A 16,872-nucleotide genomic window follows, 5' to 3' on the forward strand; every position below is an offset into this window, starting at 1 on the left:
GGCCAGCCAGGGCAGGAACAACAACAATCCCAATACCAGCAGCTCTATAACAATGAAGGGCATGACCGAGCCGTAGATTTGGGTCAGGCGTATGTGGCTGGGCTCAACGCTTTGCATGACCATGCACAGCAGGCCGAACGGCGGTGTCAGCAGGCCGATCTCCATGGCCAACAAAAGCATCACACCGAGCCAGATGGGGTCGATGCCGGCTGCGTTGGCCAGGGGCATGAAGAAGGGCAGCGTGATCATCATCATGCTGACCTGGTCAATCACGCAGCCCAGCACCAGAACAATGACCAACATGCCCACCACCAGCCACAGGGGCGACAGATCGTAGGCCGAGATCAGGCCCAGCAGGCCGGTGGTGGCGCCCGAAAAGCTCAGCAATTGCGAGAAAGTGGTGGACGCGATCAGCACGAACAGAATAATGACCGAAATGCGCGCCGTTTCCATCAGCGACTTGTAGAACGACTGCCAGGTGAACGAACCATAGAACACCGTAGCCAGCGCCGAAGCCACCGCGCCAATGGCGGCCGATTCGGTGGGCGAAGCCCAGCCGATCAGCATGCTGCCCACCACGGCCACAAAAATGGCAAACAGCGGCACCACGTCGCGCACGAAGGGCTTCCATTTTTGCCAGCCGCGCAGCGTTTCACCCGACTCATCGGCGGGCGCCAGCGAGGGATCGAGCTTGCAGCGCACCACCACATAGCCCACAAACAACAGGGCCAGCAGCAAGCCAGGCACGATGCCGCCAATAAGCAATTGAGAAATCGATATACCGCCGAGGCTGCCCAGCATGACGGCCAGCGCCGAAGGCGGGATCAGCATGGCAATGCCGCCCACGGCCATGATGGGGCCCATGGCAATGCTGGGGTGGTAGCCGCGCTTGAGCATCTCGGGCAGCAGGGTGCCGCCCATCATCGCGGTGTTGGCAATGGTCGAGCCCGACAACGTGGCGAACACCGTACCGCCCACCACCGACACAATCGACAAGCGGCCCGGCACTTTGTTGATCAGGCTTTCAACCGCCGTAATGGCTCGGTAAGCCACCCCGGTATGAAACAGCACCTCGCCCATCAAGATAAACAAGGGAATCGGCGTTAGCGAGAAGCTGCTGACCGACTGTATGGAGTTGCGCACCAGCTGCCCCAGGCCGGCTTCGCCGCCCATGAAGAACCAGGCACCCATCAGGTTCACGCCCAGGAAGGCGAAGGCCACCGGCACACCGACCAGCATCAGTGCGAACAACACGCCCAGCAAAGCGCTAAGGGCCCAATACCATTCCATCATCATGATGCCGCCTTCGCGCACAGGAAGGCGCAAGCCAGACGGCGAATGAACTCGACCGACAGCAGAATGAAACAAATGACCATGGGTATGGCCAACCACCAATCCGGAAACACCAGCACCTTGAAGATCATGCCGCCCTGCTGCGCGCTGTCGACCATGCTGAACACGCTTTCAACCGCCAGGATCAGGCTGATGACGAGGCAAATAAGATCGCCGAAGATACCGAACGCGCGGCGCGTGGCCTCGCCCAGGCCTCGGAGCAGAATGTCGACACGAATATGGTCGTTGGTGTACACCAGCCACGGCGCCGCCAAAAAGGCGGAAACCATCAGCATGTATTCGGTCACTTCAACCGACCATGGAATGGACATAATGCCCATATTGCGCAGAAGAACGTCAGCGCATACCAGCAACGCCATGGCGGCGAACAAAATAGCAGCGACGACACCTGTACCTATCATTACCCCCCGGTAAAAAGACGCACCGGGAAAGGCATGTCGCCGTTGCGGCGACTGTCCTGTGTCTTCCATAGACTTACCTTAAATCCAATACAACGAAAACTTCAGCCCACTGAAGACCGTCGGGAAAAGAATTTTACACTTAAAGCATTTTCACCATATTAGGGTTACCGCTAAGTTTTACGGTTCTAAAACAGCATTTCATAGGGGAATAAAAGCAGATTTCTCTGCGACGAAAGACGGTTCGCGGCGCGGTTTTCGTGCCACAATGCCTGCTTTAGGCGCATGAAACCCAATGGGCATTCACGATGTGCTGTTTCGGTCGCTGGAAGAACATGGCTGGGCCGTTAGCGACGACCTGGTTCCGGCCGCTTTGGTTACGTCGTTACGCGACCATGCCCACCACCTTTGGCACCAGGGCTCTTTCAAGCCTGCCGGCATCGGCCGCAACGCAGGCGCCACGCATAACGCGCAAATACGCGGCGACGCCATAAGTTGGCTGCACCATAACGACGCCACGCCGGCTTGCGCCGGCTTCCTGGCCTGGGCCTCAACCCTTCAACACGATCTGAACCAGCATTTCTTCCTGGGTCTGCGGCGTTGCGAACTGCACTTTGCGCGCTACGAGCCGGGGCGAGGATATGCCCGACATGTGGACCAGCACCGCGGGGTACAGGCACGCAAAGTGTCGCTCGTCTTATATTTGAACGAAGCATGGAACGCCGGCGATGGCGGTGAGCTTCGCTTGTTCGCGCGTGAAGCGTCTGCCCAGGCAGCGTCCAATACCCCGGAAGCACAGAATGGCAGCGAGGCGCCCACGACAAGCATCTTGCCGGTGGGCGGGCGTCTGGCCATTTTTTTAAGCGATATGCCCCACGAAGTTCTGCCGGCCCGGCAGACCCGCTGGAGCCTGACGGGCTGGTTCCGCAGCGACGACGAAGGTTAATCGCCTGGGGTGACACCGCGAATCGTCCAACGCACTTGACTCCCGCCGCCATGTAAGCACCCGGCCACGGAATCGGGTACCGGCTTACACGCTTAAATATGCTCGGCGCACCTCGTCGTTAGCGGCCAGCTCTTGCATGGTGGCGTGGTAGCGGATCTGGCCCTTTTCAAGGACGTAGGCGCGGTCGGAAACCAATTCGGCAAAGTGCATGTTCTGCTCGGAAAGCAAAATACTGACCCCATTGGCCTTGAGCTCGAGGATCATGTTGGCCATTTGCTCGACAATCACCGGCGCCACCCCTTCAGAGGGTTCGTCGAGCAGCACCAGATAGGGGTTGCCCATTAGCGCACGGGCCACGGTAAGCATCTGCTGTTCGCCGCCGCTCATGCGCCCGCCCGGGCGTTGGGGCATTTCGCCCAGGTTGGGAAACAATTTGAACAGGCGCTCGGGCGTCCATTCGGGGGCGCTTTTAGGCAGGCCCGCGGGACGCGGCGGCTGGCGCCCCACCGCCAGGTTCTCTAGCACGGTCAGATCGGTAAAGATGCGGCGGTCTTCGGGCACAAAAGCCAGACCCAGGCGCGATGCGTGGTAGGGCTCGCTGCGAGAGATGTCGTGCCCCAGGAACTTGATGGTGCCCCGGCGTTTGTCCAGCATGCCCATCAAGGTCTTCAAGGTGGTGGATTTTCCGGCGCCGTTTCGGCCCATCAGGGCCACGACCTCGCCTGCCTGCACCTGAAGGTCAAGATCGAACAGAATTTGGGCGGCGCCGTACCAGGCGCGCAGGCCCTTGGCATCCAGCAATGTTTGCGTCGCCATGCTCATTATGCGGGCTCCTTCTGGGGCGTGTTCTTTTCGAATGTTTTACCGGTGCCGAAGTACACTTCTTGCACGCGGGGGTGGTCGCGAATTTCGTGCGGCTTGCCCTCGGCGATCAGCCGGCCGCGAGCCAGCACGATCATGCGGTCGGCATAGGCAAACACGACGTCCATGCTGTGCTCGGTAAACAAGACGGCCATATTGCGTTCGACCACCAATTGTTTGGTCAGCGCCATAAGCTCGTTGCGCTCTTTGGGCGCCATGCCCGCAGTGGGCTCGTCCATTAGCAGCAGCTTGGGGTTGTTGGCAATGGCTATGGCCAGTTCAACACGCTTTACGTCGCCGTAGGCCAGGTCGGCACAGGGCCGGTCGGCCTGTTGCGCCATGCCCACCTTGGCCAATAGCTCAATGGCCTCGTCGCGCTTGTGGCCCGCCGCCCTGCGCCAGGTGGAAAGCAACTTGCTGTCGGCCGAAAGCAGGGCCAGCTGCACGTTCTCGACCACGGTGAACGAGGAAAAGGTCTCGGCAATCTGAAACGTGCGGCCCACGCCCAGCTTCCAGATGTCGCGCGGCGGCAGGCCGGTCAGCTCGTGGCCGTCGAGCTTGATCGAACCGCGGTCGGCGCGAAGCTGGCCATTGACCATGTTGAAGGTGGTGGATTTACCCGCCCCATTGGGGCCGATGAGTGCCAGCAGTTCGCCTGGGGCCAGCTCGAAACTGATCTCGTCAACGGCCTTGACGCCGCCAAATGATTTTCCGAGACGGGTGACTTTCAGCAGGCTCATAGCGATACCCCTTTTGCGCCGATGTGTTGGGTTCTACGGTTAAGGAACGCGTCGTAAACCTGCTTGAGCGTGCCGGCAATGCCCTGCGGGAACAACAGGACCAGCAGCAAAATGATGCCGCCCAGCATGGCACGCCAAAAATCGGTGCTGCGGGCAACGGTGTCGTGCAGCCAGGTAAACGAGACGGCGCCGACGATGGGCCCGACCAGGGTTTGCATGCCGCCCAGCAGCACCATGACCAGACCGTCTATCGACTTATTGACGTGCAGGGTTTCGGGCGCGATGCTGCCCTTCGAAAAAGCGAACAAGGCACCGGCCAGGCCGGCAACCGTGCCCGCCAGAATAAAGCCGTACCAATGAATGCGCTTGACGTTGATGCCGATGGCATCGGCCCGCAGGAAGGAGTCGCGCCCGGCCCGCATGGCGTAACCAAAAGGCGAGAACAGCACGCGCCGCAGCCACAGAATGCCTGCCATCACCAAGACCAGGGTCAAGTAGTAATACGTGGTTTTGTCGGCAAGCCATTGAGCCGGCCAGACACCGGTCAGACCGTTGCTGCCGCCGGTGACGTCGTCCCACTGGAAGACGATGCCCCAGGTTATCTGGGCCACCGCCAAGGTAAGCATGGCCAGGTATACGCCGGAAAGCCGAACACAGAACCAGCCGTATACAAACGCCCCCACCGCCGCCACGACCGGCCCCACGATAAGCGCGGCCTCCATGGGCAGGCCGAACTGCTTGACCAGCAGCGCCGCACCATAAGCACCCAGCCCAAAATAGGCGGCATGGCCGAACGAGTGCATGCCGCCGGGCCCCATGATGAAATGCAGGCTGACGGCAAATAACGAGGCCACCAGCAGGTCGATCAGCAGCACCGTAACGTAGGGTGAATCAATGGTGAGCACAGGCAAGGCCACGAGCACCGCCACGAACAGGCCCACGCCAATCTTGAAGCGGGCGCTTGCCGGAATAAGCGGTTTTTCGCCCTGGTTGTTTTTGTGACCCGCACGTTGAGGCCGCCCGAACAAGCCCCACGGCCGCAATATAAGCACTACCGCCATCACAATGAATTCGACCACCAGCGTCAGCTTGGTGAACGACACCGTAATGCCCATGACCTCGACCACACCCAACCACACACACAGGGCCTTGAGCTCGGCGATAAGCAGGGCCGCCACATAGGCGCCGGGAATGGACCCCATGCCGCCCACCACCACAATGACAAAGGCGGCGCCAATAATGTGTATGTCCATTTCAAGGTTGGCCGGTTCGCGCGGCAACTGCAACGCGCCGCCCAATGCGGCCAGCGCAGCGCCCAAGGCAAACACCGCCGTAAACAGCCAGGCCTGGTTAACGCCCAGGGCGCTGACCATGCCGCGGTCCTGGGTGGCGGCGCGCACCAGCGTGCCCCAATGGGTACGTGTCAGCAGCAGCCACAACAGCCCCAATACCACTGGGCCGGCGGCGATCAGGAAAATATCGTAAGTGGGGAACTGGCGCCCAAGAATCTCGACCGCGCCTTCCAGGCCGGGAGCCCGTGGCCCAAGCAGCTCTTCAGGCCCCCAATACCAAAGTACAACGTCGCGCAGCATCAAGGCCACGGCGAAGGTGGCCAGCAACTGAAACAGTTCCGGCGCATGGTATATGCGGCGCAACAGAAAGATTTCGATCAGGGCGCCCAGCGCCCCCACCAGGACGGCGGCAAGCAGTATGGCCGGCCAGAAGCCCAGGCTGTCTTCCAGTGCGAACACCAGCGAGTAGGCCACATAGATGCCCACCATGTAGAACGAGCCGTGGGCAAAGTTGACGATGCGCGTGACACCGAAAATAAGTGACAAGCCCGCTGCAACCAGGAACAGCGACGAGGCGCCGGCCAGGCCGTTAAGCAGCTGTACGATAAAACCGGAAATATCCATGACGACGACCCGCAATAAAGATAAAGAAACCGGGGGGTTTACGACCAGTACGGCGGCCCGAAGGCACGGGCGGCTCTACCGCCCGTGAAACTTGCCGCCTTTGAAAGCCAAAGGCCGGGGCACTGCTACGAAAGGCGTTTACTCCACTGCGGGGCGCAGCGCTTTGACCTCTTCGTCGCTGGGCAGCAACTTGCCGCCGTCGATGTATTCGCCGGTAGGCATGGAGCCTTTTCGACCCTCGTTGACCAGGCGGCCCACATGCAGGCCGAAGGTGGACTGGTTGTCGATCTCGCGGAAGTGCGCGGGGCCGAACGGGGTGTCGAACTCAAGACCCTTGAACGCCTTGATCAGGGCCTCGGTGTCGGTGGAACCGGCCTTTTTAATGCCCGCTGCAATGGCTTGCACGGTGGCGTAGGCGACCACGGAGTTCAGCCGCGGGTACTCGCCGTATTTGTCTTCGTATGCCTTTTTAAAGGCGTTGTGCTCGGGGGTGTCGATGCTTGTGTAGGGGTAGCCGGTAACGATCCAGCCGTCGGGTGCGTCACTGCGCAGGGGGTCCAGGTATTCGGGCTCGCCGGTAAGCAGGCTGACGACCTCGCGGTCTTTGAACAGGCCGCGAGTTTTACCTTCGCGCGCAAATTTGGTCAGGTCGGGGCCAAACAACACGTTAAAAATGGCGTCGGGCTTGGCGTCTTCAAGGGCCTGTACAACCGGGCCGGCATCAAGCTTGCCAAAAGGCGGTGCCTGCTCGGCCACAAACTCGACATCGGGCTGCAGTTTTTTAAGCTCGTCTTTGAAGGCGGCCACGGCAGCTTGGCCGTACTCGTAGTTGGGGTAAATAAGCGCCCAACGCTTCTTGTTGAGGGCGGCGGCGGCCGGGGCCACTGAAGCCGAAAGCTGGTGGGTGCCGTAACGCATGCGGTAGGTGTAGCGGTTGGCGTTTTGCCAGATTACTTTGTCAGAAAGCGGGCCGGACGCCAGATAGAAAATTTTGCGCTGCTTGGCGTAGTCGGACACCGCCAGACCCACGTGCGAGAGGGTTACCCCCGACAGAAAATCAACGCCCTCGCGCGACACCAGTTCTTCGGCAATACGTACGGCTTCGCCGGCGTTTGCGTTGTCGTCACGAAAAATGGTTTCAAGTTTTTTGCCCAGCACGCCGCCGGCTGCATTGATCTGTTCTTGAGCAAGCTCCCAGCCTTTTTTGTAGGGGCCCATATTGGCGGGCAAGGCTTTGTAGCTGTTGATTTCACCGATCAGAATCACGTCGTCTGATTTTGCGTGAGCAGCCCCGGTTAAACCGGCCAGCGTTGCCGAAAAGGCCGCAGCAACGGCCAGTAATTTCAATGACTTCATGGTTGTCTCCTGGAGCATGCAGCGTGCAGGGTTGTTGTTTACACGTCGGGTTATTGCCCCGAACCGGTGCTTTTAAAAATGTAGTCGCTACTTAAATTAAATGTAGTGAGCACTAAATATGTTCAAAAAATACTAAGGGAATATTTAGGCGCGCGCAATGTGGGTAAGCCCTTATAGTTTGGTTTTTTTTGGGGCTAGCTGTAACTGTTTGAAAACCGTGTTTCTTGGCGGTGAATGCTGCCGGCTGATGGAAAGACGGGGATGCAATCGGTGTTGTATGTGAATAGCGGGACTGTGTTGACGATTGCGTTGACGGTTGCATTGACGTTGTACGTGAACTGTGGGGGTGTTGTGAATGTGGCGGGGGGGTGTTTCTGGGTTCTTAAGCGCCGCCGAGGGGGGTGAAGGTATTTTCGGGCGGTCGGGCGGATTGTGGCAGCGCCCTCCAACGCCCGAAAATACCTTCACCCCCCTCGACGGCTGGGGTTTTGCGATTGGGAGGCGCTGCACTGCGATGCGGGTGTGATACGGGTGTGATGGGGGTGCGCTGCGATGTGAGGCGATGTGACGCGAGGCGCGGAGGTTGCGATCGCCTGTGCGTTTGCGCGGGCTCGTAAGAAAAGAGTGGTGTCGGTTTAGGGGCGGGGTTTGTTAAATTGCGCAGATCAGATCGGTGTCGTTGGGCGGAACGCCCATGCTGTCTTTGGCGGCGGCTACGTCCATGTCGCGGGGAAGGGTTACGCCGTTTTTGACGGCAAGCACTTCGGCCATGATGCTGACGGCAATTTCTGAGGGGGTTTTGCTGCCGATGTAGATGCCGATAGGCCCGCGCAGGCGGGCAAGCGATTCTTCGGTTTGGTCGAAGTATTCGATGAGGCGTTCGCGACGCAGGGCGTTGTTGCTGCGCGAGCCGATGGCGCCCACGTAAAAGGCTTGGGTTTCCAGGGCCTCGAGCAAGGCAAGGTCGTCGAGCTTAGGGTCGTGGGTAAGCGCAATAATGGCCGAGCGGCGGTCGGCGCGAAATTCGCGCACCACGTCGTCGGGCATGTCGGCCGTAATGTTTACGCCTTCTACCGACCAACTGCCGCGGTATTCTTCGCGCGGGTCGCACACGGTAACGGTAAAGCCATTGAACAGGGCCATGGTGGCCAGGTATTCGGTAAGCTGGCCGGCCCCGATCAGCAACATGCGGTATTCCGGGCCGAAGTTGTTCAGCAATACGGTGTCGTTGACGCTAAGCTCAGAGGGCTGGTCGGCAGGGCGCAGGGTAACCTTGCCATCGGCCAAGTGTACTTCGCGCTGCATGAGCTTGCCGCTTTCAAGCTGGGCCACCAGTTGCTTCAGCGGCTCGGGTTCGGGGTCGAATTCAAGCAAAAGCTCAAGGGTGCCGCCGCAAGGCAAGCCGAAGCGATGGGCTTCGTCGGCCTTGATGCCGTATTTGAGAAACTGGGGGGCGCCCTGCGGTATGTCGCCGCCTGCGCCCTGGCCCGAATAGGCGTGGGTAAAACGGTAGATCAGGTCGTCTTCGATGCAGCCGCCCGAGACCGAGCCCACCACCGTGCCGTCTTCGCACAAGGCCATGATGGAGCCGATAGGACGCGGCGATGAACCCCAGGTGCGCACCACCGTTGCCATAAGGGCGCGGCGGCCGGCCTGGCGCCAATCGCGCAAGGCGCGCAATACGACAAGATCGAGATTATCCATAGCTAAGCAATTTACTTTGTTTCTGCAGGGTGAGCCCGCGGTTTTAGGCCGTGGCCCGACATACAACAGACACCTTTAGTATAAGAGCTTCGCGCCGGGCCGGCTTGATTTAATGCCGGCCCCCAAAAGGCATGACTGATCGCTGATACGCCAGGCGTTGACGCTGGGCAGGTTACTGGCGATGCGCTCGCAGAATCAGGGCCGCCAGGCTTTCGGGACGGTTGTTGTCGCTGCATGCCACTCTTCCGGTGGCGAATACCGGTGCGGTCAGGCCGCTTAAAACCGAACCACTAGGCATTTCGACCGCTAATCTTGCTCCTTGTTCCCACGCCAGTTGCATGGTGTCGTACCAGCGCACCTGCCGGGCAAGGTTGAATGCCAGGTCGTGGGCAATGTCCTGCTCGTCGGTCAGGGCGCGAGCACGGCTGCTGCTCAAGTAGCGCAGCCTGGGCTGACGCACCGGTACATCACGAAAAGCCTGCTGCAGGGTAAGCGCGTCTTCTTCAAGTAAGGGGCAATGCGACGGCACGGCAATATCAAGACGCGTTGTACGGGCTGCCCCTTGCTCCAGCGCCAGTGCGGCCACGCGCTTCAGTGCCGTGTCGCTGCCTGCAATAACCAGTTGGCGTGGCCCGTTCAGATTGGCCAGGTAAACGGGGTGTTCGGGCGAATGCACTTGCTGAATCAAAGGCGCTAAGGCTTCAGCGCTTAAACCGTTAATGGCTGTCATGCCGTAGCCGGCGGGAAAGCGCTGCTGCATCAGGGTGGCGCGCAGCTTGACCAAGCGCACGGCGTCTGTGTACTGAAGCACGCCCGCCGTAACGGCGGCCGGAAAGGCGCCTATCGACAAGCCCGCCACCATATCGGGCGCGGCACCTTGTTCTACCAGCACGGTGGCCATGGCCACCCCGGCGGCCAGCAGGCATATTTGCACGGCCACGGTCGAACGCAGGGCGGTGTCGGTGTCCCATGCAAGCACGTCGTCTGCCAGCGTCTGGCTGGTCTGTTCGATAACGCGTTGCGCCTGCGGCAAATGCGCGAGGCGCTTCAGCATGCCGGCACGCTGCGAGCCCTGGCCGGGAAAGGTGAACAGCACGCTCATGCGGCGCCTCTGGCACAGGCTTGGCTCGAATGGGCCTGCCAGGGGTCGTTTACCAACACGGGGCCCGTGTTGGTTTTCAGCAAGATGCGGCCGCGCCGGTTGCCAGGTTCAGGGACTCTGCGCGCGCTCGATAACCACTCATTAAATGAGAAACCTGCGTGGCCGGTGTCAATCTGTAGATCGACGCGGCAATCGCCCTGTTGCACGGCTGCCGCCAGCGCCTGTACCTGGCTCTGGGTAAGCGGCTCAGGCGCTCGCACGACAAGGTCCAGGTCGCTGCCCGGGTGCAGCACGGGCAGGCCGGTGGCCAAGGCAAAGCCCAGGCCGCCGGTTGGACCCCAGGGCAAACCAAGCGAGTTCAGGGCGGGCGCAATCGCAACCAGTGCCGATTGCAGTCGAGCCAGCGCACAGGACTGGCTGTGCTGGGCCGCGGCCTTGCCTTCGGGCTCGCTGCACGCACGGTAACGGGCCTCAGCCCTGGGTAACAAACCGTGGCCGGCGCAGACTGCGCCTGGCACCAGATCTTCCGGGCGGGTAATGCGCAGCACCGCCTCTATAAACAGATAGGCGGCCTGACGTTGATGTCGGCCGCTGCCTCTGATACCTACTGGCAGCATGTTGGCGCACTCGGTGGCTTCCCGGCGCACGACCACCGGCGTCAGCGCGCCGGCAGCCAGCCACTCGGCCAGCCAACCGTCAGGTCGGGACGCAGCACCGGCGTCAGTGCCCCCATGCGGCAGGCCGGACCCGCAAGGCGTAGCCCGCCACTGCAAGTCGTGTGGGCTTCGTACCCAGACAAGATCATGAGCGCGCGGAAGGGACGGATTCATCTTGGTTCCAAAGCTCGCGCATGCGTTCGCGTACCTTGAGCGAAGCGTTGCGGTTCGGGGCGCCCAGCCGGCTGGAAAGATCGCGCAGAGGATCGGATCGAATGCTCGACACGGCCTCGCACAGCAAGGCCCTGACCGCAGCCAGGTCTTGCGCTGTGGGCCGGCGGGCGTTCTGCGCCTGCAGGCTCTTCCACAACATGCCCAGCGAAGCGTAGCTTTCAATGTCGTAGGCCATGGGCGGCACGCCTGCGGCCAGGGCATCAAGCTGTTCGACCGTGCGCTGGGTAATGCGCGCCGCCGAGGCCTTGCCCATGGCATGCACCTGCACACCCGGGTCGCGCAGCGCGATCAGGCGGTTGGCCTGACAGCCCAGCGCCAGAAACGCGCCCGATATGGCCTGGCCCACAATCAGACCGATGAACGGATGCCCGGCCAGCCGCGCCTGCGCCGCCGCATCCACCACCGCGGCAAGCGCCTGATGAATGCCCAGGCCTTCTTCCAGCTTTCCGTACGCCTGGCTGGGCACGTCGATGACGGCGACAATGGGCCGGCGACGCGTGTGGTGTCCGGACGACTCATCGGGCAACACGGTGCCCGCGACACCTGCCCGGTCGGTGGCGGCGCTGCCGGCGTCCTGCTCCACGCACTGCCGGATGGCTCGAGCCAGGTACCACCCTTCGGCCAGGCCGACTTCACCGTTTCGAACCCGGGGAAAGCGATTGGACGGGTCGGGCACCACCGCAATATATCGTGCTTGTTCGTCGCCCAATGCGGCGTCAACCACGCGCACAGTGGCTGGAAAACCGGGCTGTGTCTGCACATGCTGCGTCAACGCCGAAAGCCAGGCCACGCCGCGCGACGACGCTGCCTCGTCGTCGCCGCCGGGCGTGGAGTTGGCTGATGCGTGGTTTTCAAGTGTTGGCATCGTACCGACCGGGCCTTGCGTGAACGGACCTGCCAAGCCTGGCTCGGCCGGGGCCGAACGCGTCCGGCCGACACCCGTTGCCCCCGCCAGCCATGAACGCATCTGGTCGGGTTCAGGGCTTGCCTGCGGGTCAATCGCATCAAGCATCTGAATAAAGTCGTTGCAGCGCGCGCTGCGAGGTGGCGCCGGCACGCCGCGCCCAATACATGCCAGAAGCTGTGCGCGAATCTCGTGCAAGTCGTCTGCCACGAATTCGTCGGCCAAGCCGCTTGCATGGCGCTGCTCGCCGCCGGTAAGGCTCCAGATGAAAGGCTTGTCGTGGGAATCGAACTCGTCGATGCCGGCCTCTTGCTCAATGACTGCAGGGCCGTTCAGGCCCAGCCGTGCCTCGCGGGTGACAATAAGGTAGCTGCACAGACCTGCTGCAATGCCCATGCCGCCGTAGCAGCCCACCGTGCCGGCAATAATGCCCACCACCGGCTGGTAGCGCCGCAGATCGACCAGGGCGGCGTGGATATCGGCAATGGCGGCCAGGCCCAGATTGGCCTCTTGCAGCCGAACGCCGCCGGTTTCAAGCAGCAGTACGGCACGTGTGGGCACGCCCCGGCGGTTATCTTGAGCGGCCAGCTCGAGCGCCGCCGCGATCTTTGCGCCCCCTACCTCGCCCATGCTGCCGCCCTGGTAAGCACCGTCTATGGCCAGCACCACGGCGGGCGCTGCGTCGAGCCTGCCTTTCACCACCACCACGCCGTCGTCGGCCTGGGCCACAATGCCTTGCTTGGGCAGCCACGGTGATTTAAGACGCTCGAAGGGGTCAATAAGTTCGCGCGCAGCGCCGGTGTCCAGCAGGCTGTATGCGCGAGCGCGGGCGTCCAGCTCGATGAAGCTTTGACGTAATGTCAGTGGCAGCGCCATGGTCGGCCTCCGTTCAAATATAGGCATGCCGCAAGAAGGCTGCTGTGCGTTCGCCCGGTGCAACAAGGCCTCATGCCGACCCCGCTTCTTCAAACGCCTGCTCGATGCGCAGGCGCACCACGCCCGGCGTGGCGCCGCAGTCGTCAATTTCGATGCGGGCAGCCGGCAAAGCGGCCGAGCCAAATACCCGGTCAAGCAACGCAGCCCACACGGCAGAGCGGCCGTCTACTGAAGTGGTGATGCGCACTTGACTGTGGCCTTGAGCGGGCTCAAGCAGCACCTGCAGGTCACCCGACCCCACCACCCCGACTACGGTACGGCCGGCTGCCACACCAGTTGCCGCGTACGTGAATGACATTGTTTCCATGTTTGCTCCCACATCGTTGGTTTGGGAAAAGCTGCCTTCGTTAATTGATCGAGAAACAGCGCTGCAGCCAGCAGGTCGGCCGCACCGCCCGGCGACAGCCCCTGGCTCAGGGCGTAATCATGCAGGCCCTGCAACGCGCGGCGCCCTGCCGGGCTGCCGGTGCCGCCCATTGCCAACACAGCCGCCGCCCGCGCTTGCATGGCGGCCAACGCCTGCCTGCCGCCGCGCGACAGCAGGCAGGTGTCGTCCAGTTGGGCCATCACCGCCAATAAGGCGTTCAATCGCGCAGCGTCTTCGGGCTGACCCGCCTTGCGCGAGCGATAAAGTTGCGGCAAGGCTGTATTGGTCACTAACGGGAAGCCGGCCTGGGCCTGGGCCACGGCGCCGCCCACCCTGTAACGACGGCGCGCGGCCTCGCCCTTGTTGCCGGTGTGCACGGGCGCGGCAGGGTCGGGGCAGCGGGCCAGCGCCCCTGCCAAGGACGCTACCGTGCCTGCACGCCATCCCGGGCCCCCGCGCCTGCAGCCTGCGCGGGCCGCTGCGGTGATCAACAGGCCCAAAGACCAGATGGCGCCGCGATGCGTATTGACGCCGCTTGTTGCTCGCAGCATGGCGGCCTCGGCCTCGCGCCCTTGCGCGCCTATAACGCGCCGCAACACGGCAATCTGCTCGATTTGCGTGCCCGCGCGGGCCATGGACAGAAAATACGGCCGCAGCGTTTTGGCCGAAAGGCGCATCAACGAAAGATTCAAGTCGCTATGGCTGCCGTTGCCCCGACTGTCGACCAGGCCGGGTTTGGGCGTAAGCTGGGCTTCGTCGATCAGGGCGCACACCACACCGTCAGCCAGGCGTTCGACCCAATTACTGGTTTCGCCGCCCAGACTTGCAGCCGCCAGCGAGGAAGCGCCGGTGTTCATTACCAGCTCCGAAACCGTGCCGGCGGCTTATACAGCCCGCCCGACCACTCGACCAGGTCGGCAATGCTTTTGGCCGCCAGCAAAGAACGGGTCGCGTCGGCCCGTCGCACCCCAAGGTCTTCAGGAAAGGCCACCAACCCCTGCTTGCGCATGCGCTGCACATCGGACGCAACACTGGTCATGCCGATAGGCGTGACGCCCGCCACGGCAGCCAGCATGGCCTTGCGCTCGTCCAGCGAGCGCGCCTTGTACAAGTAGGCAATGCCCTCTTCGGTCAGCACGTGCGTAACGTCGTCGCCGTAGATCATGACCGGGGCCAGTGGCATGCCGCTGTCTTTGGCTACCTGCACGGCATCCAGCGTGTCGACGAAAGTCGGGCGCTCGCCCTCTTGAAAGGTTTCAACCATTTGCACCACCAGCTTGCGCCCGCGTGCGAGCTCGTCTTCGCCCTGAATAAGGTCAAGCCAGGCGGGTGTGGCGTGGCGGCGCCCGCCCGGGTCGTGACCCATATTGGGCGCCCCGCCAAAACCGGCCAGCCGGCCCCGCGTAACGGTAGAAGAATTACCCCGGGCATCCATCTGCAAAGTCGAGCCGATGAACATGTCGACCGCGTACTGCCCGGCCAGTTGGCACAGCAAGCGGTTCGAGCGCATGGAACCGTCGGAACCCGTAAAGAACACGTCGGGGCGCGCGGCAACGTAGTCTTCCATGCCCGATTCGCCCCCAAAGCAATGCACGCTTTCGACCCACCCCGACTCAATGGCCGGAATCAGCGTGGGGTGCGGGTTAAGCGCCCAGTTGCGGCAGATTTTGCCCTTCAAGCCAAGCTGTTCGCCATAAGTGGGCAAGATAAGTTCGATGGCGGCGGTATTGAAGCCGATGCCGTGGTTTAGCGAGCGCACCTGGTGGCGTTGGTAGATGCCGCGCAAGGCCATCATGGCCATAAGTATGTGCACCGGCTTGATCAGGCGCGGGTCGCGGGTAAACAAGGGCTCGATAAAAAAGGGCCGGTCTGCCTGCACCACGAAATCAACCCATGAACCGGGTATGTCGACTCGCGGCAGCTCGGCGGGGTCGTTGACCAACTGGTTGACCTGAGCAATGACGATGCCGTTTCGAAAGGCGGCGGCCTCTACCAGCGCCGGCGTGTCTTCGGTGCTTGGGCCGGTGTACAGGTTGCCTTGTTTGTCGGCTGCGTACGCGGCCACCAGCACCACGTTGGGAATCAGGTCGATGTAAAGCCGTGCATAGAGCTCGGCATAGGTATGTATGGCACCGATTTCAAGCCGCCCATCTTGCAACAGCTGCGCCATGCGCAGGCTCTGGGCGCCGGCAAACGAAAAGTCGAGCCGGTGGGCAATGCCGTGTTCAAACAGATCAAGATGCTGGGGCAAGCTAAGGCTGGGCATGATCATGTGCAGATCGTGCAACACGGCTGGATCGGCTTGCGCCAGCGCGCGCGCTAAAAAATCGGCCTGCTTCTGGTTATTGCCTTCGAGCACGACACGGTCGCCCGGCGCCAGCAGTTTCTGCAAGGCCTCGGTAAGGCGGTGGGTGGGCAGCACCCTGCCTTGGGCCAGGCCGCCCACCTGGTCGAGGCGCCGACGCTTTTCGGTGGCACGCGTGTTCCAGCGGGTTTCGGAGAAGGGCTTCACCAGATGGTTCCTTAACTTGCCTGCGAACCTGCACCATAAACCCGGCACGGCAGGGCATCAATCAACCTAGTGGCGCAATCATTAGCCTTATGCTAATAATTACACATGGAGGCCTTATGAAATTCGACACCATCACCCTGCGCAAGCTTGAGGTTTTTTTGGCGTTCATGCGCCTGGGCAACCTGGCCCGGGTGGCCGAGGAACTGAACCTAAGCACGGTCAGCGTGCATCGCGCCCTGCATTCGCTCGAAGATGGCGTGGGCTGCCCCTTGTTTCGGCGTGAAGGACGCAACCTGCATCCACTGGATACGGCCTACGCCTTTGCCACCCACGCGCGGCGCTGCCTGGATGAGTGCCGCCAGGGCGTGGAAAAGGTGCGAGAGCTGGCGGGCGTCAACACGCAGCGCTTACGTATCGGTTCGCTTTATTCCTTGACCCTGCATTGCATTCCTCAAGTCATTATTGCGCTGAAGCTGCGTCGGCCCGACCTGCACGTCGCGCTATCCATGGACTCCAGCCAGGGGCTGATCGACGCGCTGCAGGCCGGTAAACTGGATGCCGTCATTGTGGGCGCCAACGGCCCTATCCAGCGCCCTGGCTTGCTTTCGGTGCCCATGTTTGAAGACGCCATGTATTTTGCCGCGGCAGCCGTCTCGAAATATGCCCGGGCGACAAGCAATATCGACCTGGCCGACGCGCGTAACGAAACATTTGTCATGCTGGGCCAGGGCTTTGTCACGTCCGAAAGCTTCGCCGCCACCTTCGAGGCGGCCGGCTACGAGCCCAATACGGCTATGCAGGTCAACGATATTTTTTCGCTGATCAACCTGGTGGGGCAAGGCATGGGCTGCAGCCTGCTGCCCGGTCGGGTTCGCTCGTTCAGCGAC

Annotated in this window: 15 protein-coding genes and 1 pseudogene; 2 read left to right on the forward strand and 14 right to left on the reverse strand. The window is 61.7% G+C overall.

Translation table 11 applies throughout. The features are described from left to right. Together VL003_RS13290 and VL003_RS13295 are read right to left on the reverse strand one after the other, a co-directional pair. Nucleotides 1-1,296 (reverse strand): TRAP transporter large permease (locus VL003_RS13290; protein WP_325443265.1); only part of this gene is annotated, 1,296 nt, incomplete at its 3' end. Next, entirely contained in the window at nucleotides 1,293-1,754 is a 462-nt protein-coding gene (locus VL003_RS13295) for a TRAP transporter small permease (protein ID WP_325443267.1), read from the reverse strand. The genes VL003_RS13295 and VL003_RS13290, both read right to left, overlap by 4 nt. A gap of 292 nt (nucleotides 1,755-2,046) precedes the next feature. On the opposite strand from VL003_RS13295, the gene VL003_RS13300 reads away from it, so the two are divergent. Further along, entirely contained in the window at nucleotides 2,047-2,697 is a 651-nt protein-coding gene (locus tag VL003_RS13300) for a 2OG-Fe(II) oxygenase (protein WP_325443269.1), read from the forward strand. An 84-nt stretch (nucleotides 2,698-2,781) separates the two neighbouring features. Here the strand turns inward: VL003_RS13300 and VL003_RS13305 are convergent, their stop codons facing one another. The 12 genes and pseudogenes from VL003_RS13305 to mdcA all read right to left on the reverse strand — a co-directional run bounded on the left by VL003_RS13305 (nucleotide 2,782) and on the right by mdcA (nucleotide 15,985). Then, nucleotides 2,782-3,519: an ABC transporter ATP-binding protein gene (locus tag VL003_RS13305; RefSeq protein ID WP_414708311.1), complete on the reverse strand. Its 738-nt coding sequence runs from the start codon at nucleotides 3,517-3,519 to the stop codon at nucleotides 2,782-2,784. Continuing rightward, nucleotides 3,519-4,298, reverse strand: a complete 780-nt coding sequence (locus VL003_RS13310) for an ABC transporter ATP-binding protein (protein WP_325443273.1) — start codon at nucleotides 4,296-4,298, stop codon at nucleotides 3,519-3,521. The genes VL003_RS13305 and VL003_RS13310 overlap by 1 nt, the downstream gene beginning before the upstream one ends. Next, a complete protein-coding gene (locus VL003_RS13315; RefSeq protein ID WP_325443275.1) occupies nucleotides 4,295-6,214 on the reverse strand; it encodes an ABC transporter permease in 1,920 nt (639 codons plus the stop codon). The genes VL003_RS13310 and VL003_RS13315 overlap by 4 nt, the downstream gene beginning before the upstream one ends. A 138-nt stretch (nucleotides 6,215-6,352) precedes the next feature. Further along, nucleotides 6,353-7,570 (reverse strand): ABC transporter substrate-binding protein, encoded by a 1,218-nt coding sequence (locus VL003_RS13320; protein ID WP_325443277.1) that lies wholly within the window; start codon nucleotides 7,568-7,570, stop codon nucleotides 6,353-6,355. A gap of 651 nt (nucleotides 7,571-8,221) precedes the next feature. After that, the gene (locus VL003_RS13325) at nucleotides 8,222-9,274 is read right to left on the reverse strand and encodes an XdhC family protein (protein WP_325443279.1); all 1,053 of its coding nucleotides are present in this window, start codon (nucleotides 9,272-9,274) and stop codon (nucleotides 8,222-8,224) included. 172 nt (nucleotides 9,275-9,446) lie between these two features. Beyond that, a complete protein-coding gene (gene mdcH / locus VL003_RS13330; RefSeq protein WP_325443281.1) occupies nucleotides 9,447-10,376 on the reverse strand; it encodes a malonate decarboxylase subunit epsilon in 930 nt (309 codons plus the stop codon). Next, complete coding sequence (locus tag VL003_RS13335; RefSeq protein WP_325443283.1) at nucleotides 10,373-11,206, reverse strand: malonate decarboxylase holo-ACP synthase; 834 nt, start codon at nucleotides 11,204-11,206, stop codon at nucleotides 10,373-10,375. Before VL003_RS13335 ends, mdcH begins: the two co-directional genes overlap by 4 nt. Beyond that, the gene (locus VL003_RS13340; RefSeq protein ID WP_325443291.1) at nucleotides 11,178-12,233 is read right to left on the reverse strand and encodes a biotin-independent malonate decarboxylase subunit gamma; all 1,056 of its coding nucleotides are present in this window, start codon (nucleotides 12,231-12,233) and stop codon (nucleotides 11,178-11,180) included. Before VL003_RS13340 ends, VL003_RS13335 begins: the two co-directional genes overlap by 29 nt. Before the next feature lie 6 nt (nucleotides 12,234-12,239). Then, nucleotides 12,240-13,046: pseudogene (locus VL003_RS13345) on the reverse strand (biotin-independent malonate decarboxylase subunit beta); the annotation flags it as partial. A 70-nt stretch (nucleotides 13,047-13,116) separates the two neighbouring features. After that, nucleotides 13,117-13,413, reverse strand: coding sequence for a malonate decarboxylase subunit delta (locus tag VL003_RS13350; protein WP_325443285.1), 297 nt, complete (start codon nucleotides 13,411-13,413; stop codon nucleotides 13,117-13,119). Further along, complete coding sequence (locus tag VL003_RS13355) at nucleotides 13,356-14,330, reverse strand: triphosphoribosyl-dephospho-CoA synthase (RefSeq protein ID WP_325443287.1); 975 nt, start codon at nucleotides 14,328-14,330, stop codon at nucleotides 13,356-13,358. The genes VL003_RS13350 and VL003_RS13355 overlap by 58 nt, the downstream gene beginning before the upstream one ends. Beyond that, nucleotides 14,330-15,985 (reverse strand): malonate decarboxylase subunit alpha, encoded by a 1,656-nt coding sequence (gene mdcA / locus VL003_RS13360; RefSeq protein WP_414708312.1) that lies wholly within the window; start codon nucleotides 15,983-15,985, stop codon nucleotides 14,330-14,332. The genes VL003_RS13355 and mdcA overlap by 1 nt, the downstream gene beginning before the upstream one ends. A 116-nt stretch (nucleotides 15,986-16,101) precedes the next feature. Between mdcA and VL003_RS13365 the strand changes: the two genes are divergently transcribed. Next, a partial coding sequence (locus VL003_RS13365) for a LysR family transcriptional regulator (RefSeq protein ID WP_325443289.1) occupies nucleotides 16,102-16,872 on the forward strand: 771 nt, incomplete at its 3' end.

This window comes from Pusillimonas sp. (genome assembly GCF_035515275.1).
Taxonomy (GTDB): Bacteria; Pseudomonadota; Gammaproteobacteria; order Burkholderiales; family Burkholderiaceae_B; genus Pusillimonas.